General features: G+C 47.3%; 17 protein-coding genes. 5 read left to right on the forward strand and 12 right to left on the reverse strand.

Features of this window, described 5'->3' with window-relative positions:
* The coding region (locus BRW63_RS16100) for a hypothetical protein (protein WP_223257401.1) at positions 1–480 on the forward strand (480 nt) is incomplete at its 5' end.
* A gap of 82 nt (positions 481–562) precedes the next feature.
* On the opposite strand, the gene BRW63_RS16105 is transcribed toward BRW63_RS16100, so the two are convergent.
* The 12 genes from BRW63_RS16105 to BRW63_RS16160 form a co-directional block, all read right to left on the reverse strand.
* A complete protein-coding gene (locus BRW63_RS16105) occupies positions 563–1,051 on the reverse strand; it encodes a hypothetical protein (protein WP_073072748.1) in 489 nt (162 codons plus the stop codon).
* An 8-nt stretch (positions 1,052–1,059) separates the two neighbouring features.
* Positions 1,060–2,943: a glutamine--fructose-6-phosphate transaminase (isomerizing) gene (gene glmS / locus BRW63_RS16110; protein WP_073072750.1), complete on the reverse strand. Its 1,884-nt coding sequence runs from the start codon at positions 2,941–2,943 to the stop codon at positions 1,060–1,062.
* A 63-nt stretch (positions 2,944–3,006) separates the two neighbouring features.
* The gene (locus BRW63_RS16115; RefSeq protein ID WP_073072752.1) at positions 3,007–3,267 is read right to left on the reverse strand and encodes a type II toxin-antitoxin system RelE family toxin; all 261 of its coding nucleotides are present in this window, start codon (positions 3,265–3,267) and stop codon (positions 3,007–3,009) included.
* Complete coding sequence (locus tag BRW63_RS16120; RefSeq protein ID WP_073072754.1) at positions 3,264–3,482, reverse strand: hypothetical protein; 219 nt, start codon at positions 3,480–3,482, stop codon at positions 3,264–3,266. Before BRW63_RS16120 ends, BRW63_RS16115 begins: the two co-directional genes overlap by 4 nt.
* A 182-nt stretch (positions 3,483–3,664) precedes the next feature.
* The gene (locus BRW63_RS16125) at positions 3,665–4,099 is read right to left on the reverse strand and encodes a PIN domain-containing protein (RefSeq protein ID WP_073072756.1); all 435 of its coding nucleotides are present in this window, start codon (positions 4,097–4,099) and stop codon (positions 3,665–3,667) included.
* Positions 4,096–4,311 (reverse strand): hypothetical protein, encoded by a 216-nt coding sequence (locus BRW63_RS16130; RefSeq protein WP_073072758.1) that lies wholly within the window; start codon positions 4,309–4,311, stop codon positions 4,096–4,098. Before BRW63_RS16130 ends, BRW63_RS16125 begins: the two co-directional genes overlap by 4 nt.
* A 45-nt stretch (positions 4,312–4,356) precedes the next feature.
* Complete coding sequence (locus BRW63_RS16135; protein ID WP_073072760.1) at positions 4,357–6,330, reverse strand: NACHT domain-containing protein; 1,974 nt, start codon at positions 6,328–6,330, stop codon at positions 4,357–4,359.
* Positions 6,331–6,732, reverse strand: a complete 402-nt coding sequence (locus BRW63_RS16140; RefSeq protein WP_073072761.1) for a hypothetical protein — start codon at positions 6,730–6,732, stop codon at positions 6,331–6,333.
* Positions 6,733–7,104: 372 nt separating this feature from the next.
* The gene (gene psaC / locus BRW63_RS16145) at positions 7,105–7,350 is read right to left on the reverse strand and encodes a photosystem I iron-sulfur center protein PsaC (RefSeq protein ID WP_009458117.1); all 246 of its coding nucleotides are present in this window, start codon (positions 7,348–7,350) and stop codon (positions 7,105–7,107) included.
* 174 nt (positions 7,351–7,524) lie between these two features.
* Positions 7,525–8,046, reverse strand: a complete 522-nt coding sequence (locus BRW63_RS16150) for a tetratricopeptide repeat protein (RefSeq protein ID WP_073072763.1) — start codon at positions 8,044–8,046, stop codon at positions 7,525–7,527.
* A 41-nt stretch (positions 8,047–8,087) separates the two neighbouring features.
* Positions 8,088–8,942 (reverse strand): Rpn family recombination-promoting nuclease/putative transposase, encoded by an 855-nt coding sequence (locus BRW63_RS16155; RefSeq protein ID WP_073072765.1) that lies wholly within the window; start codon positions 8,940–8,942, stop codon positions 8,088–8,090.
* Between the two features lie 56 nt (positions 8,943–8,998).
* Entirely contained in the window at positions 8,999–9,904 is a 906-nt protein-coding gene (locus BRW63_RS16160) for a CoB--CoM heterodisulfide reductase iron-sulfur subunit B family protein (protein ID WP_073072767.1), read from the reverse strand.
* A 346-nt stretch (positions 9,905–10,250) separates the two neighbouring features.
* On the opposite strand from BRW63_RS16160, the gene acpP reads away from it, so the two are divergent.
* From acpP to BRW63_RS16180, 4 genes are all read left to right on the forward strand, one after another.
* Positions 10,251–10,502, forward strand: a complete 252-nt coding sequence (gene acpP / locus BRW63_RS16165; protein ID WP_073072769.1) for an acyl carrier protein — start codon at positions 10,251–10,253, stop codon at positions 10,500–10,502.
* A 114-nt stretch (positions 10,503–10,616) separates the two neighbouring features.
* Positions 10,617–11,870, forward strand: coding sequence for a beta-ketoacyl-ACP synthase II (gene fabF / locus BRW63_RS16170; RefSeq protein WP_073072770.1), 1,254 nt, complete (start codon positions 10,617–10,619; stop codon positions 11,868–11,870).
* Between the two features lie 208 nt (positions 11,871–12,078).
* Complete coding sequence (gene tkt / locus BRW63_RS16175) at positions 12,079–14,085, forward strand: transketolase (protein WP_073072772.1); 2,007 nt, start codon at positions 12,079–12,081, stop codon at positions 14,083–14,085.
* A gap of 294 nt (positions 14,086–14,379) precedes the next feature.
* On the forward strand, positions 14,380–16,293 hold the full coding sequence (locus BRW63_RS16180) for an ArnT family glycosyltransferase (RefSeq protein ID WP_073072774.1): 1,914 nt from the start codon (positions 14,380–14,382) through the stop codon (positions 16,291–16,293).
* Positions 16,294–16,319 lie beyond the last annotated feature (26 nt).

Consider the following 16,319-nt stretch of genomic DNA (forward strand, 5'->3'; position numbering starts at 1 on the left):
TCTGAGTTTGAGAGCGTTAGTCTTAACCTCAACCCGTTGGGATCAATTCTGGAACAAGCTGAATCAATATGGCTTTTCCATTGCGCTCTAAGGGTATCAAATAAAGGTCGCACCCCTGCTAACACAAATCGCCGCCTGTCTCCCCCAATCCTGAATCAAGATACCGACTCCCTCAACGGCTTAAACACTATCCAGGGTTACAGCACCCAACGCCAAGAAGCCACCCCCGAAGCCGTGCACCAAGCCTATCAAACCATGCTGGCAAAGCAACAGACTGAAACCGAAAAACTTGCCCTCTACCGTGCCGCCTCCGACGCTGCCCGTTTAGCAGAATGGGAATTCCACAACGCAGTTCTAGCAATGAAAGAAGTTGTGCGAGGACAATTCGGTGCCGACAGTAATGAAGCCCAGTCCGTTGGCTTGAAGAAAAAATCAGACCGCAAGCGCCCTTCCCGTCAAAAACTCGCTGCCGCCAGTTAGCAAATTGGGATTACCGGATAACAAAGCGATCGCACCCACTGATTAACCGATTAAACAGAGGGGCGATCGCTCTTCTCATCGCTTACAAATTCAGCTTCCTTCGCATCACTTCTCTGGCAACTTCATAATCTTCACCAATGAGATAGGAGAAGTGATAGTAACTGGCGAGGTAGAAATCACAGCCGAATTGTTGATAGCGATCGGCAACTGCCAAAAAGCCATACCGCGCCGACCATTCGTCGTTGAAGTAGGATTCATGAAACGAGTCATGCAGAAATAGCGTTAATGTTTGATGATTCACCCCTGGAATGAGACGAATAAGCTCAATATTTGGATGATGAGAACGGGGCACTGGCAACAGCACCTCAAACCTATCAAACGTTAAAAACTCCGCCAAATCTGCTTCGGTTGTTTCATAATAGGGAGAGGCATTTTCTGGTAGGGCGACGAAATGCTGCCAAGATAGAAAGAACTCATGCTTGGCATCAAGTCCAGGATCGATGTCTAACCGCCAACGATCGTCCTGACAAAGATCCTCTATCACTTCACTTGGAAGATATGCCAGTTGCATAGGTTGACCTACTCTACAGTGACACTTTTGGCGAGGTTGCGAGGCTGATCGACATCTAAGCCACGACGGGCAGCAATGTGATATGCCAACAACTGAAGCGGAATCACCGTCAAAATCGGTGACAGCAATTCATCGACATGAGGCACCGGGATGAGCGTATCAAACGTATCTGCCGCTTCTTGCTCATCCATCGGAGTCACGCCGATCAGTCGAGCATCTCTCGCCCGTGCTTCTTGAGCATTAGAAAGAACCTTTTCGTAAACCGCTCCGGGCATGGCGATCGCTACCACAGGCACCTTGGCATCTAAAAGCGCGATCGGGCCATGCTTCATTTCACCAGCAGGATAGCCTTCGGCGTGAATGTAGCTGATTTCTTTGAGTTTCAATGCACCTTCGAGAGCGATCGGAAAGTTAATCCCGCGTCCCAAGAAAATAAAGTCTTGAGTCTCTGCAAAGTCATGGGCGAGTTCTTCGATATAGCGCTCCTGACTTTCTAGCACCACTTCCATCTGAGCCGGGAGCTGCCGCAGTCCGACCAAAATTTCTTCGAGTTGCTCTGGAGATTTAGCCTGACGGCGATCGGTCAGATCCAACGCGAGGCCATAGAATGCCATCACCTGAGCGACAAACGTTTTGGTAGCCGCTACGCCGATCTCAATGCCTGCGTGGGTGTCGATGATGTTGGGAACCAAATCACCTAAAGAGCTTTCGGGGCGGTTGGTGATGCCGAGCAGACGGGACTGCAATTCTGGTTGAGTGAAGCTCGATCGCCGCTTTTTCTCCATCTCCAAGGCGGCTAATGTGTCGGCTGTCTCACCGGATTGAGTGACCCCGATCGTCAGGGTATTCGGCGTAATCGGTGCAGGCGCATAGCGAAATTCTGACGCATAATGCACCGTAGTCGGAACTCCTGCCAATTGCTCTAAAAGATACTTTCCGACTAAGCCAGCGTGCCAACTCGTCCCGCACGCCACGATTTGAATGTGCTGTAAATCTGCCAGCAATTCGGGCGCTAAACCGAGATGAATCGGTGATTTATTTGCATCTGTCGCCGCCCATTCACCATCAAAATAGGCTTCTAAACAAGCGCGAACGACTCCAGGCTGCTCGTAGATTTCTTTGAGCATGAAGTGTTTGAAGCCCTGTTTCTCTACCATGACGGGGTTCCAATTCAACGTGCGCGGAGTCTTTTTGAGTCGATGTCCATCAAAGCTGTAAATCTCAACGCCCAAAGGAGTCATGCGGGCAATTTCACCATTCTCAAGCGGCAAAACGGCACGGGTGTAAGGGACTAGCGCGGGAGTATCAGACGCACAGTAGAATTCGCCTTGCCCAAATCCCAAAACGACGGGGGCTTGTTGACGCGCCACGATTAGTTCGTCGGGATAATCGGCAGAGATAACGGCGATCGCAAAAGCTCCATGGAGTTGATTGACCACCAAGCGAACCGCTTCGAGCAGCGACGAATCTTCAAGCGTTGCTAGTTGCTCTGCAATTAAGTGGGGAATGACTTCGGTATCGGTGTCTGATCGAAACTCACAGCCGCGACTTTTTAACGCTTCGCGCAGTTCTCGGTAGTTTTCGATAATGCCGTTTTGGATGACTGCAATTCGCTGGTCAGTATCCATGTGAGGATGGGCGTTATATTCTTCGGGTTTGCCGTGGGTTGCCCAGCGAGTGTGAGCGATGCCAATGCGAGCGGGATTGTCTTCGCCAGCGAGTTTTTCTTCGAGGTTGATCAATTTGCCCTTGGCGCGGACACAGTGAATTTCACCTTCTAAAACGGTGGCGATTCCGGCTGAGTCATAGCCTCGATATTCGAGTTTGCGAAGCCCTTCGAGCAAGATCCCGCTAGCGGCTTGCGTTCCGATGTAGCCGACAATTCCACACATAGCCCACTCCTTGATGAATGTTTTATAGATTGTTTTACAGAACGACCTCATTTACCTACAGACTTACAGGTAGACTTCTCTACGGTGCTTGACTCGAATAACAGCAATTACCTTGTCTTCTCGACTGAAATCGTAAAGCACACGATAGTCACCGACCCTGAGCTTGAAAAAGTCTGACAGGTCTCCGGTCAATGATTGCGGTTTGAGTTGGTCAAAGTTTTTAGCCAGCCAGTCGATTTTACTGATAATGCGTTCTCGGATCGTTTGATCCAAAGCACCGAGATCGGAAATGGCTTCAGGCTCAAATTCAACAAGGTAGCTCATGAAAAGGTGAGACCAAATCGTTTCGCTACTTCTTCAGCCGGAATTCCTCGTTCTCCTGCGGCTCGACGCTTGCGGGATTCAAACAGTTGTTGTTTGATTTCGGGTCGAATTTCTTTACCCTCATCGGGATCGCCAAGCAACTCTCCTAAAGTTTCTATGACAGTCTCTCGAATTAAAGCCTTGAGTTCCTCAGTAGTCAAATCTTTCACTTGCATGAGACGAGTGTTATGTGGACTAAATTTAGTTTACTTCGTCTAGCTATTACCAGCCTTCATCTCTTTGCCCTGTGTTCTTGCAAGAGCTTGTGAATGAAGCGATCGCGCCCGCTGACCTGCTGGAGGAACGTTCGTTCTGTTGCGTAGTTGAGAAAGCGGGCATAGTTCCAGAAAATGAAGTTCTACTTGAATGGGTTGATGAGTGTGAGTCGCTGTTCCACAAGCAAACCATCTTGCATATCCTCTGAATAGAAAACCTCGGCATCAGTGAATAAAGCACTGGCAATAATCAAGCCATCCCAAAAAGAAAAGTGATAGCGCGATCGTAAGTCAGAGGCTTTGATTAGAATTTCAATATTTGGAGCAACAACCGCACAACGAGCCTCAAAGGTTTGAATGAGCAGCTTAATTTGTGCTTCAGTAAAAGCGGCTTTCTTTAGAGCATTGGCGCAAACTTCGTTAATAACTTGTGTGCTAACAATAATATTTTCTGAATCGGTCAAAGTTTGTGCAATGCTGCGCTTTCTTTCGCTTTCTTGAGTCGTTGATGATTGATTCTCTAGAAGATAATACAACCAGATGTTTGAGTCTAAAAAGCATCGTTGTTGGGTCATCATCGATCGTGACTTTCATCTCTTGTGAGAAAGCGATCGACCTTAACCGGATTTTTTGCTAGTTCATCCATGAAGTCGGGTCGTGAGGTTTGTTTTGTAGATTGCTTGACTACAATAATCTTGACAGTGTTTGCTCCCACGATTTCTTGTTTGTATTCATCGGGGATTACGATTTCACCATTTTCAACTTTTGCTTGAAACTCTACTGTGATCATGACAATTCTCCAACGTGCATCACCCCATTCTACTGCTTTCAATCCTCATCCCTTTGCCAGGTGTTCTTGCAACAGTTTGTGAACGAAGCGATAGCGCCCACCGACTCGCTGGAGAAACATTCGTTCTGTGGCGTAGTTGAGAAAGCGGGCAAAGTTCCAGGGGATGGCGTGGCTGCGAAAGAGGACGAGACGAAGTGAGAAGTGTTGAATGCAGGCTTGTCCGCCAATCCATTGGAAGCTAAACCAAACTAAAATTTGCAATAGCAAAGCAATATTGTTCAATTCAGTAATACTGGATTTGTATGTTTGCAGTAGTAACGTTTGGATAAAGGCAGCAATGACTACCGCGAGGGCGACACATAGAGCTACGTTATTAATTGACCTCGAAATACCTTGGTTTGGACGATTTGGACGAATTCGACTTTCAACGTCTACTTGTAGGCTGTCAATCAACACTCTAATTAACATTTCAACTAAAGCTGCAATCATCCCGAAAGATAAGCCAGCAATCAGCACAACAATCAAGGCAAAGAATAGCACCTTAAGCAGTGGACCACTTAGCGCACCACTCAATACGGCACTCAACATAGAAATTAGCCCAAAAGACAATCCAAAAATTAAACCAATTCTCATTCCATCAATTAGATAAGACGATATATTCCTAGTAGCTCTCTTTATTGCCGCTTGTGTGAAACAAATTTGTAGCTTTTCGACAGTATTTATATTTTTTAATCCAGAAATCAGTCCACTAACTGAGCCAAGAATTAAGCCAATTACTAGTAAATCCAGCAGACTGGCTCTGCTCATAGATCCAAAAACTATTGCACCGATGAGTCCAAAAACTATTGCACTGATTAGCCCAGAAATTAGACTAAATACCAGTCGATAGAAACACTGCTGGCGATTCTTTATCAACCAAGCGGGTTGCATTCTTTCAATCAAAAACTCGCTTTCTGACTCACTTTGTAACTGTCTCGCTAAGTTCACTAACCATCGACGAGTTTGCTTTGCAGGAGGCTCTTTCTCGATGTTGTACATTCGACTGTTAATTGATCTGTGCAGCATCTTCTCGACATAGGCATCTAGCAAAAAATCAAGCCGTTCTTGAGTAGACCGCAACGCCTGCCAGCGCTCTGCAAGCTCTTCTCGGTAAGCGACCAGAGTAATGCTTAACAGCAATGGTTGACGCACCAGCGATCGCAACTCTGCATCTGCGCCCAACACCTGCCACAAGTTGAGTCGATTCACCTCACTCAAATATTGCTCAATCTGCGCGTCAGACAACTCTTGCAGATAAATTGCGCCATTGAGGTCTAGCTTTTGAGGATAGAGTTCATATTCCTCGCGCCGACTGCACACGACGATCGCTTCCGGCTTGCCCTCCCCTGTCAAAAACTGATTGATCGCCCTCACACAGGCAGGCTGAAGATCCGATCGCACTTCATCCAATCCATCCAATAACGGTAAAAGCTTCTGATCCTCCAGCCACTTGGCGCTAATTTTGGAGCCGATGCCTTTTGTGGTGAGTTCTACGATCGTCCAATCTTTCAAACTTAGGCGCGGATCTTTCCAAGACGACAAATTGAGCAAAATCGGCATCGGGGCGCTGGGATCATCCAATGCTTTTTTGACCAGTGATTGCGCCAGTTCTAAAAGCGTCGTTGTTTTACCCGCACCAGGTTTTCCCAAAATCAACAGCTTGCCTTGAATGTCGGCGCGATCGAAGACGCTCAAAATTTCGGTGTCTGGCGCGATCGCTTCTGTGATCTGTCCGCTTTTGACCTCCATATCCCAAAGCCGCCGCACTTGATCAAGATCGATCTCCTTGCCCAGGTTGATCAAGATTTGATTGTGCAGCGAAGTCGCTAATCGTCCTAAAATTTCTTTTTCAAAAGCTTTCAGCCATTTCACTTCGCGATCGGGACGTTTTCTCGATCGTTGATCTCCGATGTAAACATTTCCTGTGAGATGCTCGATCGGAATTTGATCACGTCCATCATTTTTGTATTCTCGTGACATCTACGATCCACCAATTCGGGTATTGTCACCGTCGATCTTGTCGATATTAATTTGATCCCGACCGTAGTTGATGTATTCCCGATTATCAACTGTTTGATTGTTGTTAATTTGTTGAGCAATCTGACGGATCTCAGTCGCAAAGGCTTGATCCTCATCCATTTCGAGGTCAAGATATTTGGTGAACTTTGTCAGCGATTCTTCAGTTCCTTGCTGCTCGATTTCAGCGATCGCTACTTCCGCCCGTTGATTTCCCGCAAACTTCGACTTGATAAAATCTCGGAGCTTCTTCACACCCTCCATTCCGCCGCCGATCGACTTTTTAGCGATTTCTCCCGCACCAGATTTAATGAATTCGTTAAACGCGAGGGCAGCGATCGTCACAGCAGTGATAGGTTCAGGCATGGGTCAAAAATTCTCTACGCTGACTCTTTTATAGCCGACGATCGAGATGTTGTCTGAAAGCCCTAAATTGACGTGAATTCGATGAAGCTTTTCGCTTCGTTCTGAGCGGCTTCTGCCCCCTAAATCCCCCAAATTGGGGGACTTCAAGCCAAGCCTTCCAGTTCAAAGTCCCCCAGAATGGGGGATTTAGGGGGCTTTCCGAATCCACAATCGGAGCAAACCATGCCTATCGAACTTATTGAACTGCCGTTAAATTGAGAGGTGACGATCGGTTCGCCGACTCGTCCAATATTGCCAAAAAAAAGGAGGCAAGATTGCCCCCTCTAGTTTTGAACCCACATGAATGAAAAATAGATTGCGTATAAGTTTTGCTTAGTAAGCCAAGCCCATACTGCGCGTCGTTTCGGCACCCAGGTAGACCCGGATGCTCAAAAAGTCGGTAGGACAAGCAGTTTCGCACCGCTTGCAGCCTACACAATCTTCCGTTCTGGGAGAAGATGCGATCTGCCCTGCTCTACACCCGTCCCAAGGAACCATCTCCAGAACATCGGTAGGGCAAGCGCGGACGCATTGAGTACACCCAATGCAGGTGTCGTAGATTTTGACTGTATGAGACATATTTATGAATGGCTCCAGATTCGTGCTTGTTGCTGTGGCAACGTCTGCAATTCTGCGATCGAACGGTGCAAAACACCGCCAAACCTCAGAATCATTGCTTAGTGTACTTCACAGCGTAGCCGCACTCTTTTAAGCAGTTGCAAAACTTTAAACTCCGTAATCTGGAGGGTCACGCTAGTTTTTAGAGCTGACCTCTGAGAGTGATTTTTTTACCCACTCAATATTATCCACAATCATTGAACATATTGGCTTGTCACTTTCAAGCTTGCAGAGTTCTGCTGATTTCTGGTAATCACTAATCGCCAGTCTGTAGTTTTTCTGCGCTTCAGCAGGATTTCGATCTTCTGCTGAACCTCCGAGGTGGTTGTATACTTGCCCTCGATCGTCGTACAAACCTACCAACGACAAAGAAGAGTTTTTATCTTTTCCACTCGAAACGATTTTTATCGCTTCTGTGAAATCTGCGATCGCGCCCTCACGATCGCCTGACTGCGATCGAATCCAACCTCGGTTAAAGTGAGCTAAAGCGTTATTGGGATCTTTGTAGATTCGTATATCTTCTTCTATCGTGGTGAACGGTATACCTTGCATTGAAAGAAGTACAATTCTCAGCCCGCCTACGATCGCTACAAAAACAATGCTTGAACTCACCAAATAGAGAATGACAGCTTTTTTGCGGGATTTGTGGATAGTCATCAGTGATACGGGAGAAAGATTTGCTCGGTCTGAACTCTAGATCACCTGAGTTGCTGAACTTGAGCGATCGTCAGTCCTGTTTTCTGGGCGATCGTTTCTGTATCTAGAAGATCAAGGAGCGATCGGGCAATTTCCAGACGCTCTTCTTGTCGCCCTTCTTGTCGTCCTTCTTGTCGCCCGTCCTGTTTGGCTTTGAGGATGGCATTGCGGTTGTCATGCAAAACCATTTGTCGATTCTCCAGCACTTCTAACTCCTTACGGCTCAATCTGCTCTGCTTTGCCACCGTGAAGGCATGGTCGATCGCTGCCACTTCTCTCATTTTGGCTGGCACCGATTCTAACTGGTTCGCAGACTTCAAGAAATATAGCCATTTGTCTACCAGAGTTTCGAGATCATCTAGCGTCTTGTTAAACTTTGGTAGCTCGACAAACACCAATTCAATATCATCGCTGTAGTCTGTCAGGTCGTCTTTTTCTTTGAGTCGATAGCGAGATAGGACACGATCGTTGCCCGGAAACATCTCAAAGTCCGTAATCGTCAGAGCGATGACTGGGTTGAGCAGTGTGTAATCTTCTCCAACCCCTAACTGAATCGAGAAAGCTTTGGCAGCGTTGTATAAGATTCTTTTCTCAAACCCCAACACATTCAAGACCTGCATCTCAATGATCACGGTTGTGCCGTCAAAGAGCGTTGCTTTAACATCCAAATATGAATCCTTGATTCCCTTAATTCGAGGAGCTTGATAGGGATCGAGAATAATGAGATCTCGAATCATGTCTTGCTCGTCGTAAACAAGGGCGTTGAGAAAACTGATCAAGATGTCTTTGCTTTGCTTGGAGCCAAAGATTTTCTTGAAGGCAAAATCAGTTTTAGGGTTGATGAAGACGCTCGGCATCGACTGTCTTGTGTAGTGATTTAATTCGATCGGATCTCAAGTCTTTTGACGCATTTTTAAAGTCCCAATTTTTCTAAAACAGGACGCGTTGAAACGATATGACGATCGAGGCCCAACTCATTCGGACTGACACCGAGCGCCAAGGCCACGAGTTGAGGCAAATGCAGCACAGGTAATCCAAGTTTTTGACCAATCACCTTTTCAACTTCGGGCTGTCGAGAGTCGAGATTCAAATGGCAAAGCGGACACGGTGTGACCATGCAATCTGCCCCGGCAGCGATCGCTTCTTGAATATGCATTCCTGCCATTTTAAAGGATTGTTCAGGGGCATAACTGGAAAGCGGCCATCCGCAGCACTGAGTCCGACCGCGATAATAAATTGGGGTTGCGCCCACAGTTCGGAAAACATTCTCCATCGACTCTGGTTTGAACGGATCGTCATAGCGAATGTGGTCTTGTCCGCGCAATAAATAGCAGCCGTAGAATGCAGCACAGTTTAAGTTAGAAAGTTTGCGAGTCACTTGCTCGGCGATCGCTTCCAGCCCATAATCTGCCACAAGCGCCCACAGCAGATGCTTAACGTCGGTCGAACCTTTGTAGGGTGAACAGCCCTCTTTTGTGAGAAATCCATTCACTTGTTCGAGATAAGCAGGATCATTGGCTTGAGCGTCTTTTAACCGCTCATCAACGTGACCGATGACTCCCTGACAGGTGCTGCAATGGGTCAGCAAAGGCAGATTTAATTGCTCGGCTAAGGCAATATTGCGGGCGTTTACGGTGTCTTCGAGCAGTTGAGAATCTTCTTTAAAGGTGCCAGACCCGCAGCAAGAAGCTTTTTTAAGCTCAACTAGCTCGATTCCCAAAGTTCGAGTCAAGGCTTTTGTCGATTGGTCAAGCTCCCGGCAAGCTCCTTGAGCAACACAACCGGGAAAATAGGCGTATTTGAGCGTAGACGATCGCATAGTTTAAGATCAAAAAGAAACAGTACAGGTCTTAAAGCAAAAACTAAGTCGCTCAAAACTTGTCATTCAAATCTATCATCGCTGATCTTCAGGGCTGGGAGAATTTTTTCACCGTTCAAGATCGAGCCGAAGATTTGCGGGTTTTATAGAGAACCCGATCGGAAACTGACTGACGATTCGCTTTGCAAAGATCTTAAGGATCGCGCTTTCAGATAAGATGTGAAAATGCTCAAAATTATGTCGTCCCTAAAGCACGTGTGACACGTCTCAATGGCTGACATGACGGAGGGAGAACCACATTAGAACTTAGTGAAAACGGTTGCGGCAGCAACGAGTGAGGAAGACTATGAGCGCAAATGAGATTTTCGAGAAAGTTCAAAAAATCGTCGCCGATCAATTGGGTGTAGAAACCAGTGCAGTGGTTCCTCAAGCCAGTTTTCAAAATGATCTGGGTGCAGACTCGCTAGATACGGTCGAGTTGGTGATGGCGCTAGAAGAGGAGTTTGAGATCGAAATTCCTGACGAAGCCGCAGAAGAAATTTTGACGGTGCAATCGGCTGTAGACTACATCAACAATAAAGTCACCGCCTCCGCTTAACAGAAATTTGAGTGTTAACGGTTGAGTGATGAACTGCCCCTCTCCCTCAACTGTCAACATTCGGAGTTCAAATCTTTTCTAATTTTGGGTGTTGAAACCCTTTGAATCGACATCATGACAAATCTTGTAAGTAAGCGCGTTGTTATCACAGGTCTGGGCGCAATAACTCCCATCGGCAACACCCCAACTGACTATTGGGATGGGCTAATGAGAGGGCAAAATGGCATCGCACCGATTACGCTGTTTGACGCTTCTCGCCACGGTTGCCGAATTGCAGGCGAGGTCAAAGGCTTTGACCCTCACGAGTATATGGAGCGCAAAGAAGCCAAACGCATGGATCGGTTCGCTCAACTTGCTGTGGCAGCTAGTAAGCAGGCGCTTGCAGATGCTCAGTTTGTTATCAATGACCTGAATGCAGAACAGGTGGGCGTAATGATCGGCACGGGCATTGGTGGGCTGAAAGTGCTGGAAGATCAGCAGGAAATTAACCTCATTAAGGGGCCCGATCGCTGTAGCCCCTTCATGATTCCGATGATGATCGCCAATATGGCGGCAGGGCTGACCGCCATTCACACTGGGGCAAAAGGCCCTAACTCGTGTGCGGTGACGGCCTGTGCAGCCGGGTCAAATGCGATCGGAGATGCCTTTCGTCTAGTGCAGCGCGGCTATGCCCAAGCAATGATCTGCGGCGGCACCGAAGCAGCCGTCACGTCCCTATCAGTGGCCGGGTTCGTCGCGTGTAAGGCGATGTCTAGCCGCAATGATGATCCAGCTCACGCCAGCCGACCCTTTGATAAAAGCCGCGATGGTTTTGTCTTAGGCGAAGGTGCCGGAGTTTTGATTCTTGAGGAGTTGGAACATGCGCTAAGTCGAGGAGCCAAAATCTATGCGGAGATAGTCGGCTATGGCATGACCTGCGATGCCTATCACATCACGTCTCCCGTTCCAGGCGGAGAAGGCGCAGCAAGGGCAATTCAGCTTGCGCTCAAAGATGGAGGCTTGGCTCCTGAACAGGTTAGCTACATCAACGCTCACGGCACCAGCACGCCGATGAATGATTCGACCGAGACTGCCGCCATGAAAAAGGCGCTAGGTGAACACGCTTACAAGATTGCGGTGAGTTCGACCAAATCGATGACGGGGCATCTGCTGGGGGGATCGGGTGGCATTGAGGGTGTTGCGGCGGTGATGTCGATCGCTCACGACAAAGTTCCGCCCACCATCAACTTAGAAAACCCCGACCCCGACTGCGACTTAGATTATGTGCCCCACCATAGCCGCGAAATGCCTGTAGAGGTAGCGTTATCTAACTCCTTCGGGTTTGGTGGCCACAATGTGACGTTAGCGTTTAGAAAATACGTTAAGTAATGCTTGTGTTATGCCCGCTTGTCTGAAATTATTAAGAAGTTGTTAGAAGTCGGCAGCTTCTAATAACTTTTACTGATAGGTACAATTGCTTACCCTCGTTCATAATAGAGAGTAGGTGATCCCCTGTCAGGAAACGGTGCCACCTGAACTTTTTCTGCCTGTCATTCCTGCCCAGCCATAAACCGTCCTTCATTACACACACAAGATCATGGTCGTTGCAGCCCAATCACTCGAAGAACTTTGTATTAATGCGATTCGCTTTTTGGCGATCGATGGGGTTGAAAAAGCAAAATCAGGACACCCTGGCTTGCCAATGGGTGCGGCTCCGATGTCTTTTGTCCTATGGGACAAATTCATGCGGTTCAACCCTAAAAATCCTTTCTGGTATAACCGCGATCGGTTCGTTTTGTCGGCGGGTCATGGCTCGATGCTTCAATATGCCCTGCTTTATTTGACAGGCTACGATAGCGTCAGTTTAGATGACATTAAACAATTTCGTCAGTGGGGGTCAAAGACTCCGGGGCACCCCGAAAACTTTGAAACAGCCGGGGTTGAAGTGACCACAGGACCCCTCGGTCAGGGGATTTGTAACGGGGTCGGCTTGGCGATGGCAGAAGCGCACATGGCGGCGACTTTTAACAAACCGGATGCGACGATCGTCGATCACCACACTTATGTAATTTTGGGTGACGGCTGCAACATGGAAGGCGTTTCGGGTGAAGCCTGTTCACTAGCGGGTCACTTAGGGTTGGGCAAACTGATCGCCCTTTATGACGACAACCACATTTCAATTGATGGTGATACTGCGGTTTCATTCACCGAAGATGTTGGAATGCGCTTTGAGGCTTATGGCTGGCACGTTCAGGCGGTTCCCGATGGCGACACGAATTTAGATGCGATTCAAGCGGCGATCGAGGCAGCAAAAGCCGTCACCGACAAGCCTTCTCTAATTAAAGTTAGAACCACGATCGGCTACGGTTCTCCCAACAAGCAAAATACGGGAGGCGTTCACGGGGCTGCATTAGGTGGCGAGGAAGTTGCCGCCACCCGTCAAAACCTAGGTTGGGATTATCCCCCGTTTGAAGTGCCTGAAGATGCGCTCAATCACTGGCGTAAAGCCATCGATCGCGGTGCAAAACTCGAATCTGATTGGAACGGAGCGCTAGACACCTACAAGTCAAAATATCCCGCAGAAGCGGCTGAGTTTGAGCGTCGTTTGAGTGGCAAACTCCCCGAAGGTTGGGTGAGTGCGCTGCCGACCTACACCCCCGCAGACAAAGCGCTGGCGACTCGTCAAACCTCTGAGAAGACTTTAAACGCTCTGGCTCAAGCGATTCCTGAACTGATTGGCGGTTCGGCTGACTTGACCCACTCTAACTTGACCTTGCTAAAAGGCTTCCCCGACTTCCAGAAGGGCAGCTATGCAGGGCGCAACTTGCGTTTTGGAGTTCGTGAACACGGGATGGGCGCAATTTGTAACGGCATTGCGCTATCGGGTTCGGGTTTGATTCCCTACTGCGCGACCTTTTTAGTATTTGCAGACTATATGCGGGCGGCGATTCGTCTCTCGGCATTGTCGCAAGCAGGCGTGATTTACGTCATGACCCACGACTCGATCGCGCTTGGCGAAGACGGCCCGACTCACCAACCTGTGGAAACGATCGCGTCTCTCCGTGCCATTCCTAACCTGTTGGTCTTCCGTCCGGCAGATGGGAACGAGACTTCTGGCGCTTACAAGATTGCGATCGAGCGTCGCAATCAGCCTTCGCTGTTGGCAATGACTCGTCAAGCGCTGCCTAACCTCGAAGGAAGCTCGTTTGAAGGCGTGGCTCGTGGGGCTTACATTCTGTCTGGTAGCGATGACTTGCCCGAAATCATTTTGATCGGCACGGGCAGCGAAGTCAGCCTTTGCGTCCAAGCTGCCGAGAAGCTGCGGGCAGACGGTCGTAAAGTTCGCGTCGTCTCAATGCCGTGCTGGGAACTGTTTGAAGAGCAAGACGAGCATTACAAAAATGCCGTATTGCCCAAAGCAGATCAAAAGCGGTTGGTGGTTGAAGCGGCTTCTAGCTTTGGCTGGCACAAATATTCGGGCAGCGAAGGTGCGATCGTCAGCATCGATCGTTTTGGGGTCTCGGCACCTGGCAACATTGCCATGGAGAAGTTTGGCTTCACGGTTGATAACGTCGTCGCTGAAGCCAAGAAAGTGCTTGGCTAATCAATGACTGTGATCTTTGAGTGATCTGAAATGGCTCCTTAAAAGGAGCCTTTTTTTAACGTCAGTTCGACAGAAGTGGTTCGCTCCGGTTGTGAATTCGGGAAGCCCCCTAAATCCCCCAAAATTGGGGGACTTTGAACCGGAAATTTTGACTTGAAGTCCCCCAAATTGGGGGATTTAGGGGGCAGAAGCCGATGACAACGAAGCGAAAAAACTCGTCGAACTGACGTTTTTTAAGGGTTATTCTGGTCGAAACTGATACGTGACGGTGACTCAAAGTTAGCCTTCTGACCTATGGCGATCGTTCTAATTTTTGCTTCATTTCTATTCGCGATCGCAATTCTCTACCTCAGAGAGAATCAGTTTAGGCTGGCTTTTATCAAAGCGTGTATTATTCACGGCTGTTTGATTATTTTCTCAACAGAGCTTTTGAGCCTGACCCGATCGCTTGATTTTACTCATGTTGCTTCGTTCTGGCTGATCACTTCTCTAGTGAATTTTTCAGTTCTGTGGAACTGTTATCGCAAATTACCCGCTAATAGAACTTTTAAGCTTAAGTCTAATTTTGAAACCCTTGATCGGGCGAGTCAAATCTCGATTGCTGTAACAATCGCAGTGCTGTTAATTAGTTTAATAACGGCTTTAATCGCGCCTCCAAATAATTGGGACTCGATGACTTATCACATGCCGCGCGTAATGCATTGGATTCAAAATCGAACGGTTGCCCATTATCCAACTCATAGTTTACGTCAAATTTCTTTTCCTCCGGGTGCAGCCTATATCGTCACACATCTACAAATTCTTGCGGGTGGCGATCGCTTTGCAAATTGTGTTCAGTGGCTATCATTTGTTGGCAGCATTTTTGGTATTTCGCTGCTTACCAAAAAGCTGGTTGGTGAGCAAGCACAGTGGATTAGTTTAGTCCTTTGTGCCAGCATTCCAATGGCGATCGCTCAATCGACAACGACTCAGACGGATTTAGTGACGAGTTTTTGGCTGGTTTGCTTTACCTACTTTTTGTTTGCGTCACCAGATTTTAAATCTAATCTTTTTTGGATGATCGGCTCACTTGGTTTGGCTTTAGTGACAAAACCAACCGCAATTATTTTTGGAATTCCTTTATTTGTAGTGTTTGGGTTTCTTACCTTTAGAAGGAGTTTTATACAAAATTCCAGCGTAATCAAATCTTGTTTGAATACGGTTAAAGTTTGCTCGATCGTAGGACTTGGCAGCTTAACTTTTCCAATTTGGAGCTGGTTAAGAAATGCTCAAACTCTGAATCAATTTCTTGGCACCGACATGGGAACTAGAAGTGAAGTTAATAGTCTGCCTGAGCTAATCTCAATCTTTCTGAAAAATCTATCGCTTAATTTAACGCTGCCCGGACTTAGACAATTCATCACATTGATCCATGAGTATTTTCTGAAGGTTGATGTTAACAAGCCTGCTTTAACACTTGGCAATCCCGTTGTCGCTTTTAGCACTATAAGGACTTCGCCTCTGAATTTACTATTTCCGATGGAAGATTCAGTTGCGAATCCAATCCATCTGATTTTGGGAGTGGTAGCAGTCTCTTATCTATGGAGTTCGTACTTTCGCCGAGCTGATCAGAAGTTGAGATTACTCCTTTTGTCAGGAGCGATCGCGACTGGTTATTTGTTGTATTGCTATTTATTAAAGTGGCAACCTTGGGGAAATCGATTGCTTCTGCCTCTATTTATATTACAAACCCCGATTATTAGTTATTATTTAGCGGATTGTCTCAAAATAAGAAGTAATTTGTCTGTTAAGCTGACGAGTCTGATTGGAGTTGTGGCAATTTTATATGCCTTAACTCCAATTAGGCACCCTCTAGTTCCCTTGCCAAATTGGTCACCTTATTTAGCACAGGGACAGTCGGAATCAATCTTGTGGTTACCACGTCAACAAATTTATTTCGGTGGCTCTCTTAAATATTTAGAGATTACTGATCGCAAAATTGTGGACACTGTGATCGATCGAGATCACTGCCACACGATCGGGCTGATTTCTGGCGAGGATGATTGGGAATATCCGCTTTGGGTATTGTTCAATGAAAAAACATCAGGAAATTTCCGCCTCAAACACGTAGATGTAAAAAACGAGTCTGCCAAGTTAGAACCAGAATTTCCCGACTCAGAGCTTTGCGCGATCGTCTCCACAAAAGGACATATACAGTCGATTCCTTAAAAGCGATTAAATAAACTGTTTGTATT

Origin of the sequence: Phormidesmis priestleyi ULC007 (assembly GCF_001895925.1) — a bacterium.
Taxonomy (GTDB): domain Bacteria; phylum Cyanobacteriota; class Cyanobacteriia; order Leptolyngbyales; family Leptolyngbyaceae; genus Phormidesmis_A; species Phormidesmis_A priestleyi_A.